Annotated in this window: 16 protein-coding genes and 1 riboswitch; of the genes, 9 read left to right on the top strand and 7 right to left on the bottom strand. The window is 72.8% G+C overall.

What is annotated here, in order from left to right:
• The first annotated feature begins 3 nt into the window (after window positions 1-3).
• A riboswitch (TPP riboswitch) is annotated at window positions 4-116 on the top strand.
• The 5 genes from thiO to ACIQVI_RS11300 all read left to right on the top strand — a co-directional run bounded on the left by thiO (window position 114) and on the right by ACIQVI_RS11300 (window position 5,244).
• The gene (gene thiO, locus ACIQVI_RS11320; RefSeq protein WP_403593951.1) at window positions 114-1,310 is read left to right on the top strand and encodes a glycine oxidase ThiO; all 1,197 of its coding nucleotides are present in this window, start codon (window positions 114-116) and stop codon (window positions 1,308-1,310) included. It overlaps the preceding riboswitch by 3 nt.
• A complete protein-coding gene (gene thiS, locus ACIQVI_RS11315) occupies window positions 1,307-1,558 on the top strand; it encodes a sulfur carrier protein ThiS (RefSeq protein WP_403593948.1) in 252 nt (83 codons plus the stop codon). The genes thiO and thiS overlap by 4 nt, the downstream gene beginning before the upstream one ends.
• A 5-nt stretch (window positions 1,559-1,563) precedes the next feature.
• Entirely contained in the window at window positions 1,564-2,358 is a 795-nt protein-coding gene (locus ACIQVI_RS11310; protein WP_351970019.1) for a thiazole synthase, read from the top strand.
• Window positions 2,359-2,439: 81 nt separating this feature from the next.
• Entirely contained in the window at window positions 2,440-4,386 is a 1,947-nt protein-coding gene (gene pknB, locus ACIQVI_RS11305) for a Stk1 family PASTA domain-containing Ser/Thr kinase (RefSeq protein WP_403593944.1), read from the top strand.
• A gap of 6 nt (window positions 4,387-4,392) precedes the next feature.
• Complete coding sequence (locus ACIQVI_RS11300) at window positions 4,393-5,244, top strand: deoxyribonuclease IV (RefSeq protein WP_403593941.1); 852 nt, start codon at window positions 4,393-4,395, stop codon at window positions 5,242-5,244.
• A gap of 13 nt (window positions 5,245-5,257) precedes the next feature.
• On the opposite strand, the gene ACIQVI_RS11295 is transcribed toward ACIQVI_RS11300, so the two are convergent.
• The gene (locus ACIQVI_RS11295) at window positions 5,258-5,914 is read right to left on the bottom strand and encodes a sulfite oxidase-like oxidoreductase (protein ID WP_403593938.1); all 657 of its coding nucleotides are present in this window, start codon (window positions 5,912-5,914) and stop codon (window positions 5,258-5,260) included.
• A gap of 184 nt (window positions 5,915-6,098) precedes the next feature.
• Between ACIQVI_RS11295 and bfr the strand changes: the two genes are divergently transcribed.
• On the top strand, window positions 6,099-6,575 hold the full coding sequence (bfr, locus tag ACIQVI_RS11290; protein ID WP_015032978.1) for a bacterioferritin: 477 nt from the start codon (window positions 6,099-6,101) through the stop codon (window positions 6,573-6,575).
• A gap of 27 nt (window positions 6,576-6,602) precedes the next feature.
• Here bfr and ACIQVI_RS11285 read toward each other — a convergent pair whose 3' ends face one another.
• Window positions 6,603-6,863 carry a bacterioferritin-associated ferredoxin gene (locus tag ACIQVI_RS11285; RefSeq protein WP_121828491.1) on the bottom strand — a complete coding sequence of 87 codons (261 nt, stop codon included), beginning with the start codon at window positions 6,861-6,863 and terminating at the stop codon, window positions 6,603-6,605.
• Between the two features lie 122 nt (window positions 6,864-6,985).
• Window positions 6,986-8,338 carry a class II 3-deoxy-7-phosphoheptulonate synthase gene (locus ACIQVI_RS11280; RefSeq protein ID WP_351970022.1) on the bottom strand — a complete coding sequence of 451 codons (1,353 nt, stop codon included), beginning with the start codon at window positions 8,336-8,338 and terminating at the stop codon, window positions 6,986-6,988.
• Between the two features lie 172 nt (window positions 8,339-8,510).
• Between ACIQVI_RS11280 and ACIQVI_RS11275 the strand changes: the two genes are divergently transcribed.
• The 3 genes from ACIQVI_RS11275 to ACIQVI_RS11265 all read left to right on the top strand — a co-directional run bounded on the left by ACIQVI_RS11275 (window position 8,511) and on the right by ACIQVI_RS11265 (window position 13,412).
• Entirely contained in the window at window positions 8,511-11,294 is a 2,784-nt protein-coding gene (locus tag ACIQVI_RS11275; RefSeq protein WP_403593933.1) for an N-acetylmuramoyl-L-alanine amidase, read from the top strand.
• 91 nt (window positions 11,295-11,385) lie between these two features.
• The gene (locus tag ACIQVI_RS11270; RefSeq protein ID WP_351970036.1) at window positions 11,386-11,442 is read left to right on the top strand and encodes a trp operon leader peptide; all 57 of its coding nucleotides are present in this window, start codon (window positions 11,386-11,388) and stop codon (window positions 11,440-11,442) included.
• 101 nt (window positions 11,443-11,543) lie between these two features.
• Window positions 11,544-13,412: an anthranilate synthase family protein gene (locus tag ACIQVI_RS11265; protein WP_403593930.1), complete on the top strand. Its 1,869-nt coding sequence runs from the start codon at window positions 11,544-11,546 to the stop codon at window positions 13,410-13,412.
• Between the two features lie 30 nt (window positions 13,413-13,442).
• Here the strand turns inward: ACIQVI_RS11265 and ACIQVI_RS11260 are convergent, their stop codons facing one another.
• From ACIQVI_RS11260 to ACIQVI_RS11245, 4 genes are all read right to left on the bottom strand, one after another.
• Window positions 13,443-14,441: a 2-hydroxyacid dehydrogenase gene (locus ACIQVI_RS11260; protein ID WP_403593927.1), complete on the bottom strand. Its 999-nt coding sequence runs from the start codon at window positions 14,439-14,441 to the stop codon at window positions 13,443-13,445.
• Window positions 14,442-14,542: 101 nt separating this feature from the next.
• Window positions 14,543-15,214, bottom strand: coding sequence for a response regulator transcription factor (locus ACIQVI_RS11255; RefSeq protein WP_240449841.1), 672 nt, complete (start codon window positions 15,212-15,214; stop codon window positions 14,543-14,545).
• Window positions 15,211-16,422, bottom strand: coding sequence for a MacS family sensor histidine kinase (gene macS / locus ACIQVI_RS11250; protein ID WP_403593924.1), 1,212 nt, complete (start codon window positions 16,420-16,422; stop codon window positions 15,211-15,213). Before macS ends, ACIQVI_RS11255 begins: the two co-directional genes overlap by 4 nt.
• Window positions 16,423-17,098: 676 nt before the next feature.
• Window positions 17,099-17,845, bottom strand: coding sequence for a lysophospholipid acyltransferase family protein (locus ACIQVI_RS11245; RefSeq protein ID WP_403593921.1), 747 nt, complete (start codon window positions 17,843-17,845; stop codon window positions 17,099-17,101).
• Window positions 17,846-18,022: the final 177 nt, after the last annotated feature.

The raw sequence follows: 18,022 nt of genomic DNA, 5'->3' as shown, positions 1-18,022 counted from the left end.
GCGTAAAGCACTCGCGGGAGCCCGGACGCACCGGGCTGAGAGGGAGGCTGGACGGCCTCCGACCGTACGAACCTGATCCGGGTCATGCCGGCGAAGGGAGGGGCTGGACGCCCATGCGTTCTTCCGAAGCGCGAAGGGCTCCCGACGTCCGGGGGACCGACGTCCTCGTGGTCGGGGGCGGGATCATCGGCCTGGTCACGGCCTGGCGGGCCGCGCGGCGCGGGCTGGAAGTCGCCGTCGTCGACCCGGAGCCGGGCGGCGGGGCCGCGCGGGTCGCGGCCGGGATGCTCGCCGCCGTCACCGAACTGCACTACGGCGAGGAGACCCTGCTCGGGCTCAACCTCGCCTCCGCCGCCCGCTATCCGGCCTTCGTCGCCGAACTGGAGGAGGCCACGGGCCTCGACGTCGGCCACCGCGCCTGCGGCACCCTCGCCGTCGCCCTGGACGCCGACGACCGGGCGCACCTGCGCGAGCTGCACGCCCTCCAGACCCGCTGCGGGCTCTCCTCGGAGTGGCTGAGCGGCCGCGAGTGCCGCCGCCTGGAGCCGATGCTGGCGCCGGGGGTGCGCGGCGGCCTGCGGGTCGACGGCGACCACCAGGTGGATCCGCGCCGGCTCGCCGCCGCGCTCCTGGTCGCCTGCGAGCGGGCCGGGGTGGTCTTCCACCGGGTCCTCGCGGAGCGGCTGAGCGTGGTGCGGGACCGGGCGCGCGGCGTGGTCCTGGCCGGGGGCGGGGAGCTGGAGGCCGGACAGACCGTCCTCGCGGCGGGCAGCCTGAGCGGGCGGCTGGCGGGGGTGCCGGACGAGGTGCTCCCGCCGGTGCGCCCGGTGAAGGGCCAGGTCCTGCGGCTCCGGGTGCCGGCCGCGTACGCCCCCTTCCTCTCGCGGACCGTGCGGGCCGTCGTCCGGGGCAGCCACGTCTATCTGGTGCCCCGCGAGAACGGCGAGCTGGTCGTCGGCGCCACCAGCGAGGAACTGGGCTGGGACACGACGGTGACGGCGGGCGGGGTGTACGAGCTGCTGCGCGACGCCCACGAGCTGGTGCCCGGGATCACCGAGCTGCCGCTCACCGAGACCCTGGCCGGGCTGCGCCCCGCGTCCCCGGACAACGCGCCGCTGCTCGGCCCGACCGCCCTGCCCGGTCTGCTGCTCGCCACCGGCCACTACCGCAACGGGGTGCTGCTCACCCCGGTCACCGGCGACGTCATGGCCGAGGTGCTGGCCACGGGCGTCCTGCCCGACGAGGCGCGCCCCTTCACCCCCCGCCGTTTCTCCCCCGTCCCTCCCGTACGTCAGGAGCAGCCCGCATGAGCGCGAACCCGCCCACCAGCGACGCGTCCGTGAACGCGTCCGCGCCCGTGACCGTGTTCGTGAACGGGGAGGCGCGTGAGCTCTCCGGCCCCGTCTCCCTCGACGCCCTCGTCGCGGCCCTGACCACGGCCCGCTCCGGGGTGGCCGCCGCCCTGAACGAGACGGTGGTGCCGCGCGGCGAGTGGGCGTCGACGCCGCTCGGCGACGGGGACCGGGTGGAGGTCCTCACCGCGGTGCAGGGGGGCTGAGCGCGATGTCCGACGACGTGTTCGTCCTCGGCGGTACGGAGTTCTCCTCCCGCCTGATCATGGGCACCGGCGGGGCGCCCAGCCTCGACGTCCTGGAGCGGTCCCTGGTCGCCAGCGGCACGGAGCTGACCACGGTCGCCATGCGGCGCCTGGACCCGACCGTCCAGGGCTCGGTCCTCTCCGTCCTGGACCGGCTCGGCATCCGGGTCCTGCCCAACACGGCGGGCTGCTTCACGGCCGGCGAGGCGGTCCTGACCGCCCGGCTCGCCCGGGAGGCGCTCGGCACCGACTGGATCAAGCTGGAGGTCGTGGCCGACGAGCGGACCCTGCTGCCGGACGGGGAGGAGCTCCTGAGCGCGGCGGAGACCCTGGTCGACGACGGCTTCACCGTCCTGCCGTACACCAACGACGACCCGGTCCTCGCCCGGAAGCTGGAGGACGCCGGGTGCGCGGCGATCATGCCGCTGGGCTCCCCCATCGGCTCCGGGCTCGGCATCCGCAACCCGCACAACTTCCGGCTGATCACGGAGCGGGCCGGGGTGCCGGTGATCCTGGACGCGGGGGCCGGCACGGCGTCGGACGCGGCGCTCGCGATGGAGCTGGGGTGCGCGGCGGTGATGCTGGCGTCGGCCGTCACCCGGGCGCAGGAACCGGTCCTGATGGCCTCGGCGATGCGGCACGCGGTCGCGGCGGGGCGGCTCGCGCACCGGGCCGGCCGCATCCCGCGCCGCCACTTCGCGGAGGCGTCGTCGCCGGTGGAGGGCCTGGCGCGGCTGGACCCGGAGCGCCCGGCGTTCTGAGGCCGGGGCGCTCGTCACAGGTCTGCTGCGGTGCGGGGCGGGCGCACCGGACGCGTGTGCGCGGCTCGTAGACTCGTCGCCGTGGACACGACCCTTCAGGACCCCCTCGTCGGGCGGCTGCTCGACGGCCGCTACCGCGTCGACGCGCGCATCGCCGTCGGCGGGATGGCCACGGTCTACCGGGCCGTCGACACCCGGCTCGACCGCGTCCTCGCGCTCAAGGTGATGCACCCGCAGCTGGCGACCGACGCCGCCTTCGTCGAGCGGTTCATCCGCGAGGCGAAGTCCGTCGCCCGGCTGGCGCACCCCAACGTCGTGGGCGTCTTCGACCAGGGCGCCGAGGGCGCGTACGTCTACCTGGCGATGGAGTACGTCCCCGGCTGCACCCTCCGCGACGTGCTGCGCGAGCGGGGCGCCCTGGCGCCCCGGGCCGCGCTCGACATCCTGGAGCCGGTGCTCGCCGCGCTCGGCGCCGCGCACCGGGCCGGGTTCGTGCACCGGGACATGAAGCCGGAGAACGTCCTGATAGGGGACGACGGCCGGGTGAAGGTCGCGGACTTCGGTCTCGTCCGGGCCGTGGGCTCGGCGACCGCCACCACCGGCTCGGTCCTCGGCACGGTCTCGTACCTGGCGCCGGAGCAGATCGAGCACGGCACCGCCGACACCCGCGCCGACGTGTACGCCTGCGGCGTCGTCCTGTACGAGATGCTGACCGGCGGCAAGCCGCACGCGGGCGACACGCCCGCCCAGGTGCTCTACCAGCACCTGAACACGGACGTGCCCGCGCCCTCGGCCGCCGTGCCGGGGCTGGCCCCGGGGCTCGACGGCCTCGTCGCGGCCGCCGCGGCCCGCTCCCCCGAGGCCCGTCCGCACGACGCCGTCGCCCTGCTCGGCCTGGTCCTGGAGACCCGGGCCGCGCTCACCGACGGGCAGCTGGACGCGGTGCCGCCGCAGGCGCGGTCCGGTGCCCGGGACACCGCCGACGACCGGACGAGCGTGATCGCCCGCGCCGTGCCGGCCGAGGAGCGCACCAGCGTGATCGACCTCCCGCTGCCGGCGGAGGCCGACGTCCTGGAGGTGCGGCACACCGGCCGGATGCCGGCGCCCGAGCCGCCCCCGGCCCCCGGCGCCCGCCGGCTGCCGCCGCGCGGCCCGCTGCTGGTGATCGCCGCCGTCCTGCTCGTCCTCGGTCTGGGCGGCGGGGTCTGGTACATCAACTCCGGCCAGTTCACCCGCGTCCCGGCCGTCCTCGGCCAGACCGAGGCCGCCGCGACGGAGCGGATCACCGGCGCCGGCCTGGAGGTCGGCACCACGAAGCGCGCCTTCAGCGACGTGTACGAGCGCGGCACCGTCATGGCCGTCGACCCGGCCCCCGGCGAGCGCCTGCGGGGCAACGGCACGGTCGTCCTCACCCTCTCCCGGGGCCCGGAGATCGTGAAGGTGCCCCACCTCAGGAACAAGCCGCTCGCGGAGGCCAGGAAGGCCCTGGAGAAGGAGGGCCTGGTCGCGGGGGTGGTCACCCGCGAGTTCAGCGACTCCGTCGCCCGGGGGGCCGTGATCGGCTCCGACCCCGAGCCCGGCACCGAGCGCGCCCCCGACTCGGCGATCGCCCTGGTCGTCAGCAAGGGCTCCCCGATCGACGTGCCCGACGTGACCGGCGAGGCCGTCGCCGACGCCACGGCCGCGCTCCAGGAGGCCGGGCTCACCGTCCGGGTCGCCCCCGAGCGGATCAGCTCCCCCGAGGACGCCGGCTCGGTCGCCGCCCAGTCCCTCGCGGAGGGCAGCCGCGCCGCCGAGGGCGACACCATCACCCTCACCGTCTCCAAGGGCCCCGAGCTGATCGAGGTCCCCGACGTCACCGGCGAGCCGACCGAGGACGCCCGCGCGGCCCTGGAGGACGCGGGCTTCGAGGTGAAGGTCAAGAAGACCTTCCCGTACCTCGGCGACACGGTGGCGGGCCAGTCCGTGGAGGGCGGCTCCACCGCCCCCGAGGGCTCCGTGATCACCCTCACGATCAAGGGACTGTAGAAACCCATGCGCAACCCCGTCGGCGGCCACGTCCCCGTGGCCGGCGGTCTCGCCACGGTCGGCCTCGGCTACGCCCGCGAGCTGGGCGCCGAGACCGTGCAGGTCTTCGTCGCCAATCCGCGCGGCTGGGCCACCCCGGTCGGCAATCCGGCCCAGGACGAGCGGTTCCGCGCCGAGTGCGCGGAGCTGTCCCTGTCGGCCTGGGTGCACGCCCCGTACCTGATCAACTTCGGCTCGCACACCGAGGCCACCGCGGAGAGGTCGGTGGAGTCGCTGCGGCACTCGCTGCGCCGGGGCCGGGAGATCGGCGCGAAGGGCGTGGTGGTGCACACCGGCTCGGCGACCGGCGGCCGGCCGCGCGAGGTGGCGCTCGCCCAGGTGCGGGAGCGGCTGCTGCCGCTGCTCGACGAGCTGACGCACCCGGACGACCCGGACCTGCTCCTGGAGTCGACGGCCGGTCAGGGCTCCTCGCTCTGCTCGCGGACCTGGGACTTCGGCCCGTACTTCGACGTCCTCGACCGCCACCCCAAGCTGGGCGTCTGCCTGGACACCTGTCACGTGTTCGCCGCCGGGCACGACCTGACGGGCCCCTTCGGGGCGGCGCAGACCCTCGACCTGCTGGTGGAGACCGTCGGCGCGGGACGGCTGAAACTGATCCACGCCAACGACTCCAAGGACGTCGTGGGCGCCCACAAGGACCGGCACGCGAACATCGGCGCCGGTCACATCGGCGAGGACGCCTTCCGGGAACTGCTGCGCCACCCGGCGACGGAGGGGGTGCCGCTGGTCATCGAGACGCCGGGCGGCAAGGAGGGGCACAAGGCGGACGTGGAGCTCCTGAAGAAGCTGCGCCCGTAGGAGGGCGACGAGGTCAGAGCTCGGGCCCGTCCCCGGGCTCCTCCTGGTACGAGTAGCGCTGTTCCCGCCACGGGTCGCCGAGGTTGTGGTAGCCGCGCTCCTCCCAGAAGCCCCGCCGGTCGGCGGCCATGTACTCCACGCCCCGGACCCACTTCGGGCCCTTCCAGGCGTACAGGTGGGGGACGACGAGCCGCAGCGGGAAGCCGTGCTCGGCGGTGAGCAGCTCCCCGTCCTTGTGGGTGGCGAAGATCGTGCGGTCCGAGGCGAAGTCGGCGAGCCGCATGTTGGCGCTGTAGCCGTACTCGGCCCAGACCATCACGTGGGTGACCTGGGGGGCGGGCGGGGCGAGCTCCAGGACAGTCCGGGCGGGCACGCCGCCCCATTCGGCCCCGATCATGCTGAACTTCGTGACGCAGTGCAGATCGGCCGTGACCGTGGAGAACGGGAGGGCCGAGAACTCCTCGTGGTTCCAGCACCGCTTGTCGCCGTCGGCCGTCGCCCCGAAGACGCGGAACTCCCAGCGGTCCGGCTTGAACTTGGGTACGGGCCCGTAGTGGGTGACCGGCCAGCCGCGCTGGAGCCGCTGCCCCGGCGGGAGATCCGCCGGAAGGTCCGGCGAACGATCCGACCGATCCGCTTCCCGGTGTGCTCCGCTCTCCGGCTGACCCATGGCATCCATGGTGACAGACCGCAAGGGGTGGTCATGACCAGGCGACCACCCCGGCACCCCCCATCGGGGCAACTCCCACTAAGCCTGTACTTACTGGACGCCCCCCATTCGGGGTGCGAGGATGCGGCCATCCTGCCCAGTTACGGCACAGACACACAACGTGGAAGTGGAAGGAGTCTCTGCGATGCAGGGCGACCCCGAGGTCCTCGAGTTCCTGAACGAGCAGCTGACCGGCGAACTCACCGCCATCAACCAGTACTGGCTGCACTACCGCATCCAGGACAACAAGGGGTGGACGAAGCTCGCCAAGTACACCCGTGAAGAGTCCATCGACGAGATGAAGCACGCGGACAAGCTGACCGAGCGCATCCTGATGCTCGACGGCCTGCCCAACTACCAGCGGCTCTTCCACGTGCGGGTGGGTCAGACCATCACCGAGATGTTCCAGGCGGACCGGCAGGTCGAGGTGGAGGCGATCGACCGCCTCAAGCGCGGGATCGAGGTCATGCGCGCCAAGGGGGACATCACGTCCGCCAACCTCTTCGAGGAGATCCTCGCGGACGAGGAGCACCACATCGACTACCTGGACACGCAGCTGGAGCTGATCGAGTCCCTGGGCGAGGCGCTCTACATCTCGACGCTCATCGAGCAGCCGAGCTGACCCCGTCCCGGGGCCGGGTCCACGGGGTCAGGCGGCTTCGCCGAGGACGGTGACGGGAGCGACGGCGGTCTCGGCCGCCAGGGCGGGAACGCCCCGGTCGACCAGCTCGCGCCGGGGGCAGTTGCCGCGCCCGAGAATGGCCTGAATACGACGGACGCAGGAACCGCAGTCCGTTCCGGCCTTGCAGGCGGAGGCGATCTGGCGCGGCGTGTGGGCGCCCGCGTCCGCGTGCTCCTTCACCTGCTTCTCCGTGACACCGAAGCATGAGCAGACGTACACGCGGTTCACCTCCCGCCGAGATCGTTTAGGTTAACCTAACCTTACCCGGCGGGACGGGGCCGTAAAAGACCTGAAAACGAGGATGGGGCGCGGATCACAAGGATCCGCGCCCCGTCGTCGTAGGAAGCCACTTACTGATCGCGGTACATCTCCGCCACCAGGAACGCCAGGTCGAGCGACTGGCTGCGGTTCAGGCGCGGGTCGCAGGCCGTCTCGTAGCGCTGGTGCAGGTCGTCGACGAAGATCTCGTCGCCGCCGCCCACGCACTCGGTGACGTCGTCGCCGGTGAGCTCGACGTGGATGCCACCGGGGTGGGTGCCCAGCTCCTTGTGGACCTCGAAGAAGCCCTTGACCTCGTCGAGGACGTCGTCGAAGCGGCGCGTCTTGTGGCCGGAGGCGGCCTCGAAGGTGTTGCCGTGCATCGGGTCGGTGACCCAGGCGACGACCGCGCCGGAGGCGGTGACCTTCTCGACCAGCTCGGGGAGCTTGTCGCGGACCTTGTCGGCGCCCATGCGGACGATGAAGGTCAGCCGGCCCGCCTCGCGGTCCGGGTCGAGGCGGTCGATGTAGGTGAGCGCCTCGTCCACCGAGGTGGTCGGGCCCAGCTTGATGCCGATCGGGTTCGCGATCCGCGAGGCGAACTCGATGTGGGCGTGGTCGAGCTGGCGGGTGCGCTCGCCGATCCAGACCATGTGGCCGGAGGTGTCGTACAGCTTGCCGGTGCGCGAGTCCGTACGGGTCAGGGCGCCCTCGTAGTCGAGCAGCAGCGCCTCGTGGGAGGCGTAGAACTCGACGGCCTTGAACTCGGCCGGGTCGGTGCCGCAGGCCTTCATGAAGTTCAGGGCGTTGTCGATCTCGCGGGCGAGCGCCTCGTAGCGCTGGCCCGACGGGGACGACTTCACGAAGTCCTGGTTCCAGGCGTGCACCTGGCGCAGGTCGGCGTAGCCGCCGGTGGTGAAGGCGCGCACCAGGTTGAGCGTGGAGGCGGAGGCGTTGTACATCCGCTTCAGGCGCTCGGGGTCCGGGATGCGGGCGGCCTCGTTGAAGTCGAAGCCGTTGACCGAGTCGCCGCGGTACGTCGGCAGGGTCACGCCGTCGCGGGTCTCGGTCCCCTTGGAGCGGGGCTTGGAGTACTGCCCGGCGATGCGGCCGACCTTCACCACGGGCACGGAGGCCGCGTAGGTGAGGACGGCGCTCATCTGGAGCAGCGTCTTGAGCTTGGCCCTGATGTGGTCGGCGGACACGGCGTCGAAGGCCTCGGCGCAGTCGCCGCCCTGGAGCAGGAACGCCTCGCCACGGGCGACGGCTCCCATCCGGGCGCGCAGCTGGTCGCACTCGCCGGCGAAGACGAGCGGAGGATACGACTCGAGGTCCGCGATCACATCGCGCAGAGCCTCGGCATCGGGGTACTCGGGCTGCTGCGCCGCGGGCAGGTCTCGCCAGGTCGCCTTGGCGACGGCGTGGGAATCAGCGTTCACGGTCACACGGACAACATTACGGGGTTCTTCGTCCGGTCCTGTCCCACCGACCAGTGGCTGAGACGAGTGCCCGGAATGTCGGCCGCTGATCTTGATGACGGCGAGGAGTGTTACCCTCGGGCCCGTTTCTCGACAACCTCGACAACATTGTCGAACACAGCTGAACACAGGGGTGGGCGTGGCACAGGGACATCGCAGGGACCGCAAGAGGAAACGCCTCCTGTACGGAACCGTGGCCGCGGTCGCCGCCACGGCCGCGATCGGCACCCTCGCGGTCGCCTCCCCGAACCTCCTGGGCTCGGCGGGCGACGACAAGCCGGGCCGGGACGCCTCCCTCCAGGAGCAGTTCGCGAGCGCCGCGCGGGAGTTCGGCGTGCCGCAGAGCGTGCTGATGGCGGTGTCGTACCAGCAGACCCGCTGGGAGTCCCACGACGGCGAGCCGAGCACGACCGGCGCGTACAACGTGATGGGTCTCACGAAGGTCGAGCCCGGGGACGTGGCGCAGAAGGTCACCGACGAGCAGATCGACCACTTCAACGGCTCCGGCCGGCCGGAGATCGAGAAGAAGTTCGACCGCGCGGAGGTCCGGCGGATCCTGGAGAAGGCGCTCGTCGACACCGACGACCCCCGGCTCCACACCCTGGACGAGGCCGCCGGGCTGATCGGCAGCTCCACCGAGACCGTCCAGAACGACACGGGCGCCTCCGTCCGGGCCGGTGCGGCGCTGCTCGCCGAGTACCAGAAGCGGGCGGGTGCCGAGCTGTCCGACGAGCCGGGCGACTGGTACCCGGCCGTGGCGCGCTACAGCCAGTCCCCGAAGAAGAAGGGCGCCGACCTCTTCGCGAAGCGCGTCTTCGAGTCGATCAGGAAGGGCGAGCGGGCCCTCACCCTCGACGGCGAGTCCGTCGCCCTGCCGGCCGACCCGTCGGCCGAGCCGGTCAAGCCGTCGAACGTGCCGCTGGCGGCCAGCTTCGCGAGCACGGCGGCGGTCCCGACCCCCGAGTGCCCCTCGGGTCTGAACTGCGACTTCGTGCCGGTCCGCACGGACCCCGGCGGCGCGCGCAATTACACCCTCGGCGACCGCCCGAACCAGGGCCTGGACATCCGCCAGATCGTCATCCACGACACCGAGGGCCCCTACCAGGGCTCGCTCGACGCGCTCACCAACCCCAAGGGGGCGGGCAGCGCCCACTACCTGATCCGGGCCCAGGACGGCCAGGTCACCCAGATGCTGGAGAACAAGCAGCTGGCGTGGCACGCGGGCAACTGGACGCACAACATGCACTCCATCGGCGTGGAGCACGAGGGCTACGCCATCAAGGAGGGGAGCTGGTACACCGAGCCGCAGTACCGTTCCTCCGCGGAGCTGGTGAAGTTCCTGGCGCAGAAGTACGGCGTGCCGATCGACCGCGAGCACATCATCGGGCACGACGAGGTGGCGCTCCAGACGGACAACCGCCTCAGCAGCCTGCACTGGGACGCGGGCCCGTACTGGGACTGGAACTACTACATGTCCCTCCTGGGCGCCCCGCAGGGCGACAAGGGCGCGGGCGCTCCGCTCCGGGCCGGCCAGGTGGTCCGTGTGGTGCCGCCGTTCACCACGGCGAACCAGCCGAAGCTGTCCACGGGCGGCAAGGCCGTCCCGGACCGCCCGTCCAACTTCGGCTACCTGTACGCGTCGCCCTCGACGAGCGCGGCGACGCTGACCGACCCGTACTTCAGCTCCCTGTGGACCGAGGGCTCGAACTACGGCAACAAGGTCCGCGCCGGCGGCCTCTACGTCGTGGCCGAGGCCCAGGCCGACTGGACGGCGATCTGGTACGCGGGCAAGAAGGCCTGGTTCCAGAACCCCGGCGGCCAGTACACCGTGCCGGTGGCGGGTGCCACGACCGTGAAGGTCAAGGCGGGCCTGTCCTCGGTCAAGGTCTTCGGCCGCTCCTTCCCGGAGACCGCCGCCTACACCGCGGCGAACCTGAAGCCGCCGGGCGACGAGAACGACCCGCTGACGAAGTTCTCGTTCGCCGCCGGCCAGGCCTACGTCAAGGCCGGTCCCGCCGTCGTGGGCGACGACTGGTTCGGCACCGAGCAGAAGAACGTCGTCGGCTCCGTCGCGTACGTGCCGATCCGCTTCCACCACAAGATCGTCTGGGTGAAGCAGAGCGAGGTCGCCGAGGCCCCCGGCACGGCCCCCGTCGCCTCCGACAACCGCTACAACCTGCTCACCCGCGACGCCTCCGGCGTCCTCTGGCAGCACCAGGGCACCGGTGACGCCACCACCCCGTTCCTGACCCGGTACCGGGTCGGCGGCGGCTGGCAGGCCTACGACGCGATCACCCCGCTGACGGCCCTGCGGGCCGACGGCACCGGGGACGCCGTGGCCCGGGAGCCGGGCGGCGTGCTCTGGTACTACCAGGGCAGCGGCAACCCGTCGGCGCCGTTCAAGGCCCGGCTGCGGGTCGGCGGCGGCTGGCACGTCTACGACACCGTCGTCGGCATCCGCGACCTGACCGGGGACGGCAAGCCGGACCTGCTCGCCCGCGAGAAGTCCGGCGTCCTGTGGCTGTACAGGGGCACCGGCACCCCGGCGACGCCGTTCGCCCCCCGGGAGCGGATCGGCACGGGCTGGCAGATCTACAACGGCATCATCAGCACCGGCGACCTCAGCGGGGACGGCAAGCCCGACTTCATCGGCCGCGACACCGCAGGCGTGCTGTGGCTGTACCGGGGCACCGGCGACGCCGCCGCCCCGTACGCCGCGCGCCTCAAGGTCGGCACCGGCTGGCAGATCTACAACAGCGTCGTCGGGCCGAGCGACCTCACCGGGGACGGCAAGGTCGACTTCGTCGGCCGCGACGCCGCCGGCGACCTGTGGCTGTACCGGGGCACGGGCAACGCCACCTCGCCGTACACCGCGCGCGTCAGGATCAGCGGCGGCTGGCAGGCCTACAACACGGTCTTCTGACCGGACCGCGGGACCGCTCGGGGGCCCGGTCCGCACCGTCCGCGGTGTGGACCGGGCCCCTTTCCCGTTCCGGCTGGGCTACAGTGCTCGCATGTACGCGCCCCTGAACCAGGACTGGTGGTGGACCGCTCATCCGGCGGCCCACTGACTGCGCGTACACCGACACACGCGAAGGCCGCCCGAGGGGCGGCCTTTCCCGTATCCGGGGCCGTTCCTCTCCGCACCCCCACGGAAGGAACGACCGACCCCATGGACCTCTCCCGTCTGCTCGACGACTCCTGCCCTCCCTTCGCCCTGCTGCGCAGGCGCACCCCGGGCCGCGACCACGACACCGTCGAGGTGCTGATCGGCCGGGTCCACGAGGCCGGGCGCCTCGCGGAGCTGCCGGTGGGCCCGCTGCCGACGCTCGCGCTCGTGCCCTTCCGGCAGATCCGGGAGCGCGGCTTCGACGTGCGCGACGACGGCACCCCGCTCTCCGTGCTCGTCGCCGACGAGGCCCACGAACTGCCGCTCGCCGAGGTCCTGGAGCGGCTCCCCGCGCACGAGGTGCGGGTCGAGGGCGGCGGGTTCGACGTCTCCGACGAGGAGTACGCGGAGACCGTGCGGCGGGTGATCGACGAGGAGATCGGCTCCGGCGAGGGCGCGAACTTCGTGATCCGGCGCACCTACACCGGGGAGGTCCCGGGCTTCGGGCGCGCCGACGCGCTCGCCCTGTTCCGGCGGCTGCTGGCGGGCGAGCGGGGCGCGTACTGGACGTTCGTGGTGCACACCGGGGAGCGGACCCTGGTCGGGGCGAGCCCCGAGGCGCACGTCCGGATGGCGGGCGGGACGGTCGTGATGAACCCGATCAGCGGCACGTACCGCTACCCGGCCGGTGCCGCCCCCACCCCGGAGGACCTGCTCGCCTTCCTCGGCGACCGCAAGGAGACCGAGGAGCTGTCCATGGTGGTGGACGAGGAGCTGAAGATGATGTGCACGGTGGGCGACCGGGGCGGGGTGGTGATCGGCCCGCGTCTGAAGGAGATGGCGCACCTCGCGCACACCGAGTACGAGCTGCGCGGCCGGTCGTCCCTGGACGTGCGGGAGGTGCTGCGGGAGACGATGTTCGCGGCGACCGTCACCGGGTCGCCGGTGCAGAACGCCTGCCGGGTGATCGAGCGCCACGAGAGCGGCGGGCGCGGCTACTACGCGGGCGCCCTCGCCCTGCTCGGCACGGACGGGTCCGGCGCGCAGACGCTCGACTCCCCCATCCTGATCCGTACGGCCGACATCGCCGCCGACGGGCGGCTGCGGGTGCCGGTGGGCGCGACCCTGGTGCGGCACTCGGACCCGGCGGGCGAGGTGGCCGAGACCCACGCCAAGGCGGCCGGGATCCTGACCGCGCTCGGCGTGCGGGAGGGCCGGCCGGCGGCGGAGGGGCCCGTCGCTCCCCGGCTGGCCGACGATCCCCGCGTACGGGCCGCGCTCGACGCCCGCCGGGCGGACCTGGCGCCGTTCTGGCTGAAGATGCAGGTGCGGTCCGCCGAGCTGTCCGGGCACGCGCTCGTGGTCGACGCCGAGGACACCTTCACGGCGATGCTGGCGCACGTGCTGCGCTCCTCCGGCCTGGAGGTGTCGGTGCTGCGGTACGACGAGCCGGGGCTGCGGGAGCTGGCGCTCGCGCACGAGGGGCCGGTCGTACTCGGTCCCGGGCCCGGCGACCCCTCCGACGCGGCCGACGCGAAGATGCGGTTCCTGCGCGGTCTGACCGCCGAGCTGGTCCGGGACCACCGGCACGGCCTGCTCGGGGTGTGCCTGGGGCACGAGCTGATCGCCGCCGAGCTGGGCCTGGAGATCGTCCGCAAGCGGGTGCCGTTCCAGGGCGCCCAGGTGCGGATCGACCTCTTCGGGCAGGAGCGGACGGTCGGCTTCTACAACAGCTTCACCGCCCGCTGCGACGACCGGGCGGCCGAGGAGCTGGCGCTGCACCGGATCGAGGTGAGCCGCGACCCGGGGACGGGCGAGGTGCACGCCCTGCGCGGGCCCGGCTTCACCGGGGTGCAGTTCCACCCCGAGTCGGTCCTGACGACGGAGGGCGCGGCCCTGACGGCCTCGCTCCTCGCGGGCGTGCTGGTCTGAGGCCCTGGTCCCCGGGACCCGGCCGCCGGGTCATCCGGTCCTGGGGACCAGGACGTTCTCGCTGCGGCGGCCCGCGATGTGGTCCAGGACGTTGCGGAGGGTGGTGTCCACGATCTGGCCGACGGCGTCCTCGGTGTAGTACGCCTGGTGGGAGGTGACCACCACGTTCGGGAAGGTGACCAGGCGGGCCAGGGTGTCGTCCTCGACCACCTCCAGGGACTTGTCGAGGAAGAACAGCCCGGCCTCCGCCTCGTACACGTCCAGGCCGACGCCGGTGAAGCGGCCCGCGCGGAGCTCGGTGACCAGGGCGTCGGTGTCGACGAGGCCGCCGCGGCTGGAGTTCACCAGGATGGCGTCGTCCTTCATCGCCTTCAGGGCGGTGGCGTCGACGACGTGCCGGGTGGCGGGGAGCAGCGGCACGTGGAGGCTGATCAGGTCCGACTCCGCGAAGAGCCGCTCCTTCTCCACGTACCTCATGCCGAGGTCGACGCAGGCCGGGTTCTCGGCGACGTCCCAGCCGAGGAGCTTCATCCCGAAGCCGTGGGCGATCCGGGTGAAGGCCTCCCCGATCTTGCCGGTGCCGAGGACGCCGACGGTCCGTCCCCGCAGGTCGCGGCCCATCAGCCCGTCGAGCCGGAAGTCGAAGTCCCGGGTCCGGTTGGACGCGCGGACGATCCGGCGGTTGACGGCCATGGCGAGGGTCCAGGCGAACTCCGCGACCGAGTACGGCGAGTAGTACGACACCCGGGCGACGGTGAGGCCGAGGCGCTCGGCGACCTCCAGGTCGATGTTGTTGAAGCCGGTGGAGCGCTGGGCGATCATCTGCGTCCCGCCGGCGGCGAGGATCTGCAGGACGCGGTGGTCCAGGACGGCGTTGACGCTGGTGGAGACGATCTCGTAGCCGGCCGCGATGCGGGCGGTGTCCTCGGTGAGGAAGACGTCCAGGCAGTGGACGTCGTGGTACCCCTCGAAGGCCCGCTCGATGAGGGGCTTCTCGTCCGCCTGCACGCCGAATGCCAGGATTTCCACGCATACCCCTCGGTGCGGTGACGGGCCGGATGCCGGTGCCTGTGTCCTGTCAGCGCGAATATACGGCTTCGCCCCGGCCCCGGCCCGTCGGACGACGGGGGCTAGGCCTCGTCGAGGCCGCGCTCGATGGCGTACCGGACGAGTTCCACCCGGTTGTGCAGCTGGAGCTTGCCGAGGGTGTTCTGGACGTGGTTCTGCACCGTGCGGTGCGAGATGACCAGGCGCTCGGCGATCTGCTTGTAGCTGAGGCCCTTGGCGACGAGCCGCAGGACCTCGGTCTCGCGCTCGGTCAGCTGGGGGGCCTTCGGCTCGTCGGTGCCGCTGACCGGGGCGGGCTCGGAGGCCAGCCGGCGGTACTCGCCGAGGACCAGACCGGCAAGGCCGGGGGTGAAGACGGGGTCGCCGACGGCCGTGCGCCGGACCGCGTCGATCAGCTCCTCCGTACTGGCGGACTTGAGGAGGTAGCCGGTGGCGCCGGACTTGACCGCCTCCAGGACGTCGGCGTGCTCGCCGCTCGCCGAGAGGACGAGGACCCTCAGCTCGGGGCGGGCGCCGACGAGCTCCTTGCAGACCTGGACGCCGGGCTTGACCGGCAGGTTCAGGTCCAGGACGAGGACGTCGGGGGCGGCGGCCGCCGCGCGCCGGACGGCCTGCTCGCCGTCGCCCGCGGTGGCGACCACGTCGAAGCCCGCCTCGGCGAGGTCGCGGGCGACCGCGTCCCGCCACATCGGGTGGTCGTCGACGACCATGACTCTGATCGGCTGCTCGCTCACTGCTTCTCCGCCTTACCCCGTGGGACCTTCAACTCGACTTCCGTGCCCTGCCCGGGGACCGAGACGACCTCGGCGCTGCCGCCCAGGTCCCGCAGCCTCCCCCGGATGGAGAGCGCGACGCCCATCCTGCCCTCGCCCTCCGCCTGCGCGAGACGGCCCTCCGGGATGCCGGGTCCGTCGTCCCGGACGGTGACGATCACCTCGTCGGGCCAGTCCTCGATCAGGATCCAGGCGTGGGCGTCCTCGCCCGCGTGCACCCTCACATTGTCCAGGGCGGCGCCGACGGCCGCGGCCAGCTCGCGGGCGGCGGGCGGCGGGAGCAGGACGGGGGCGCCGGGCTCGGAGAGGGTGACCCGGGACCCGGCGCGCGGGGCGATCAGGACGCGCAGGTCGACGGGGGTGGAGGCGTCGGCCTCGTCGTCCACCTCCACGACCCGGACCACGGCCCCCTCGGACTCGTCCTCGGAGACCAGGCTGGGCCGGTTGAGCCCGCCCGCCACCAGGGTGCGCAGGGCCACCTCCTGCTCGCCCGCCATCCTGCCGAGGTCGGCGGCCTCGCCGCCGAGCGCGGTGCCGCGCCGCTGGACCATCGCGAGGACCTGGAGGACGCCGTCGTGGATGTCGCGGGCGAGCCGCTCCCGCTCCCGGGTGGCGGCCTCGATCTCCAGGGCGCGGGCGAGGGTGCGCTCGGAGGCGCGGGCGACCTCGACGACGTATCCGATGGCGATGGAGGCGACCCAGACGAGGATCACGTTGTGGATGGTGTCCCGGCTGGGGTGGCCGCGCTCGACGATGTTGGCGACGGCGACGAGGGAGGAGGCGATGCCGGCCCAGCGCCAGCCGCCCTTGATGGCGAACGCGAGGACGGAGCCGGCGGTCCATATGGACGGCAGGGTGGGGCCGTCGACCGACTGGGCGTGGGCGTCGGCGAGCGGGGTGAGGAGGATGCCGGTGAGGGCGACGGTGAGGTCGGCGACGAGGAAGCGCTTGGTGCAGCCGGCCGCGTTCGCCACCTTGGGGAGGGTGGCGAGGGTCCAGACGCACATCACCGCCAGGTAGACGACGCCGACCCAGGGCCGCTCGTACCGGTCCCGGCCGAAGACGAAGATCAGGACGGCGTAGACCATGGTCAAGACGCGGTAGCCGGTCAGCGCGCGCCACAGCGGCTGCTCGACCGACATCCGCACGACGCGTTCGCGCTTGGCCATCTCTCCCCCACCCCCACCGACACGGTTCCCTCCGCCCCGGCTGCTTCCCGGGACGATTCTCCCGCCCCGAATCCTGCACGAACGGTCCCCGCCCCCGCCTTCACGGCGGAACGATTCTCCCGCTCCGGCCCCCCGGCAAGGCGGCTCTCCCCGCCTCCGGACCTTCAGCGGGACGATTCTCCCCCGCTCCGGCCCCCCGGCGAGGCGGCTCTCCCCGCCTCCGGGCCTCCAGCGGGACGATTCTCCCCCGCCCCGAGCCCCTCACGGGTCGGCTTTCCCTGCCTCCGGCTCCTTCGCGGGGTGTACTCCCCGCTGGGGGCGGGCCCCCGCTCCGGCCCCTCGCGGAGCGACTTTTCCGCCGGGGCCCTTGGCGGGCGGCTTTCCCCTGTCTCCGGCTCCCCGGCGGGACGATTCTCCCCCGCCCCGGGCCCTCGCGGGCGGCTTTCCCCCGCCCTCGACCCTTCGTGGGGCGTACTCCCCACTCCCCCGCCCTCTCGGGGCGGCTCCCGCTCCGGCCCGAGTCTCCCGGCAAGCGGCTTCTCACGGCCCGGGCCCGGGACCTCGCGGGGCGGCCTCCGCTCCGGCCCGGCTCTCTCGGCGGGGGCTTCTCGCGGTCCTCGTCGGGGCGGGGCTTCGGCTTCGGGGCGGGGCCCGTCGTCGCCGTGGGGCCAGGGGGCTACGCCCCCGATTCCTCGCGGGCGGCGATCTCCGCCTTCACCGCCTCCTTGGCCGCCTTCTCCGCCTCCGCGATCTGCCGCTTGGCGGCGGTCGCGTAGATGTCGACGTACTCCTGGCCGGAGAGCTTCATGATCTCGTACATGACCTCGTCCGTCACCGAGCGGAGGATGAAGCGGTCCCCCTCCATGCCACGGTAGCGGGTGAAGTCCAGCGGCTTGCCGATCCGGATCCCCGGGCGCATCAGCTTGGGGACCAGCTTGCCGGGCGGCTGGATCTTCTCGGTGTCGATCATCGCGACCGGGATCACGGGCGCGCCGGTGGCCAGGGCGACCCGCGCCAGGCCGCCGGGCTTGCCCCGGTACAGGCGTCCGTCCGGCGAGCGCGTGCCCTCGGGGTAGATGCCGAAGAGGCCGCCGCCCTCGATGACCTCGATGCCCGCCTTGATGGCCGCCTCGCCGGCGCCCCGGGCACCCGAACGGTCCACCGGGAGCTGGCCGACGCCCTTGAAGAAGGCGGCGGTCAGCTTGCCCTTCACCCCCGGCGAGGTGAAGTACTCCGCCTTGGCGATGAAGGTGACCTTGCGGTCGAGCACGGCCGGCAGGAAGAAGGAGTCCGAGAAGGACAGGTGGTTGCTCGCCAGGATGGCGGGCCCGTCGGCGGGAACGTTCTCCAGACCCTCCACCCAGGGCCGGAAGGCGATCTTCAAAGAGCCGCCGAGGGAGAACTTCATTGCGCCGTAGATCAACTCGCCATGCCTTCCGTGTGCCGTCGGCCACGACTTTATCCCGTACCGGCGTACGCCCCCCCGCTACGGCCCTGGTCGGTGTCGGTCCGGTCGCGTACGGTGAAGGTCCTTCCCCATTTTCCGTCGCTTCGGCGCACCGGAGGCGCACGCGAGGGCGCCCCCGGGGACGCGTCCGGG

The sequence above is a fragment of the Streptomyces sp. NPDC098101 genome (assembly GCF_044760185.1).
Taxonomy (GTDB): Bacteria; Actinomycetota; Actinomycetes; order Streptomycetales; family Streptomycetaceae; genus Streptomyces.
The sequence above is the reverse complement of the archived record's forward strand: the minus strand, read 5'-3'. Positions and strand labels throughout refer to the sequence as shown.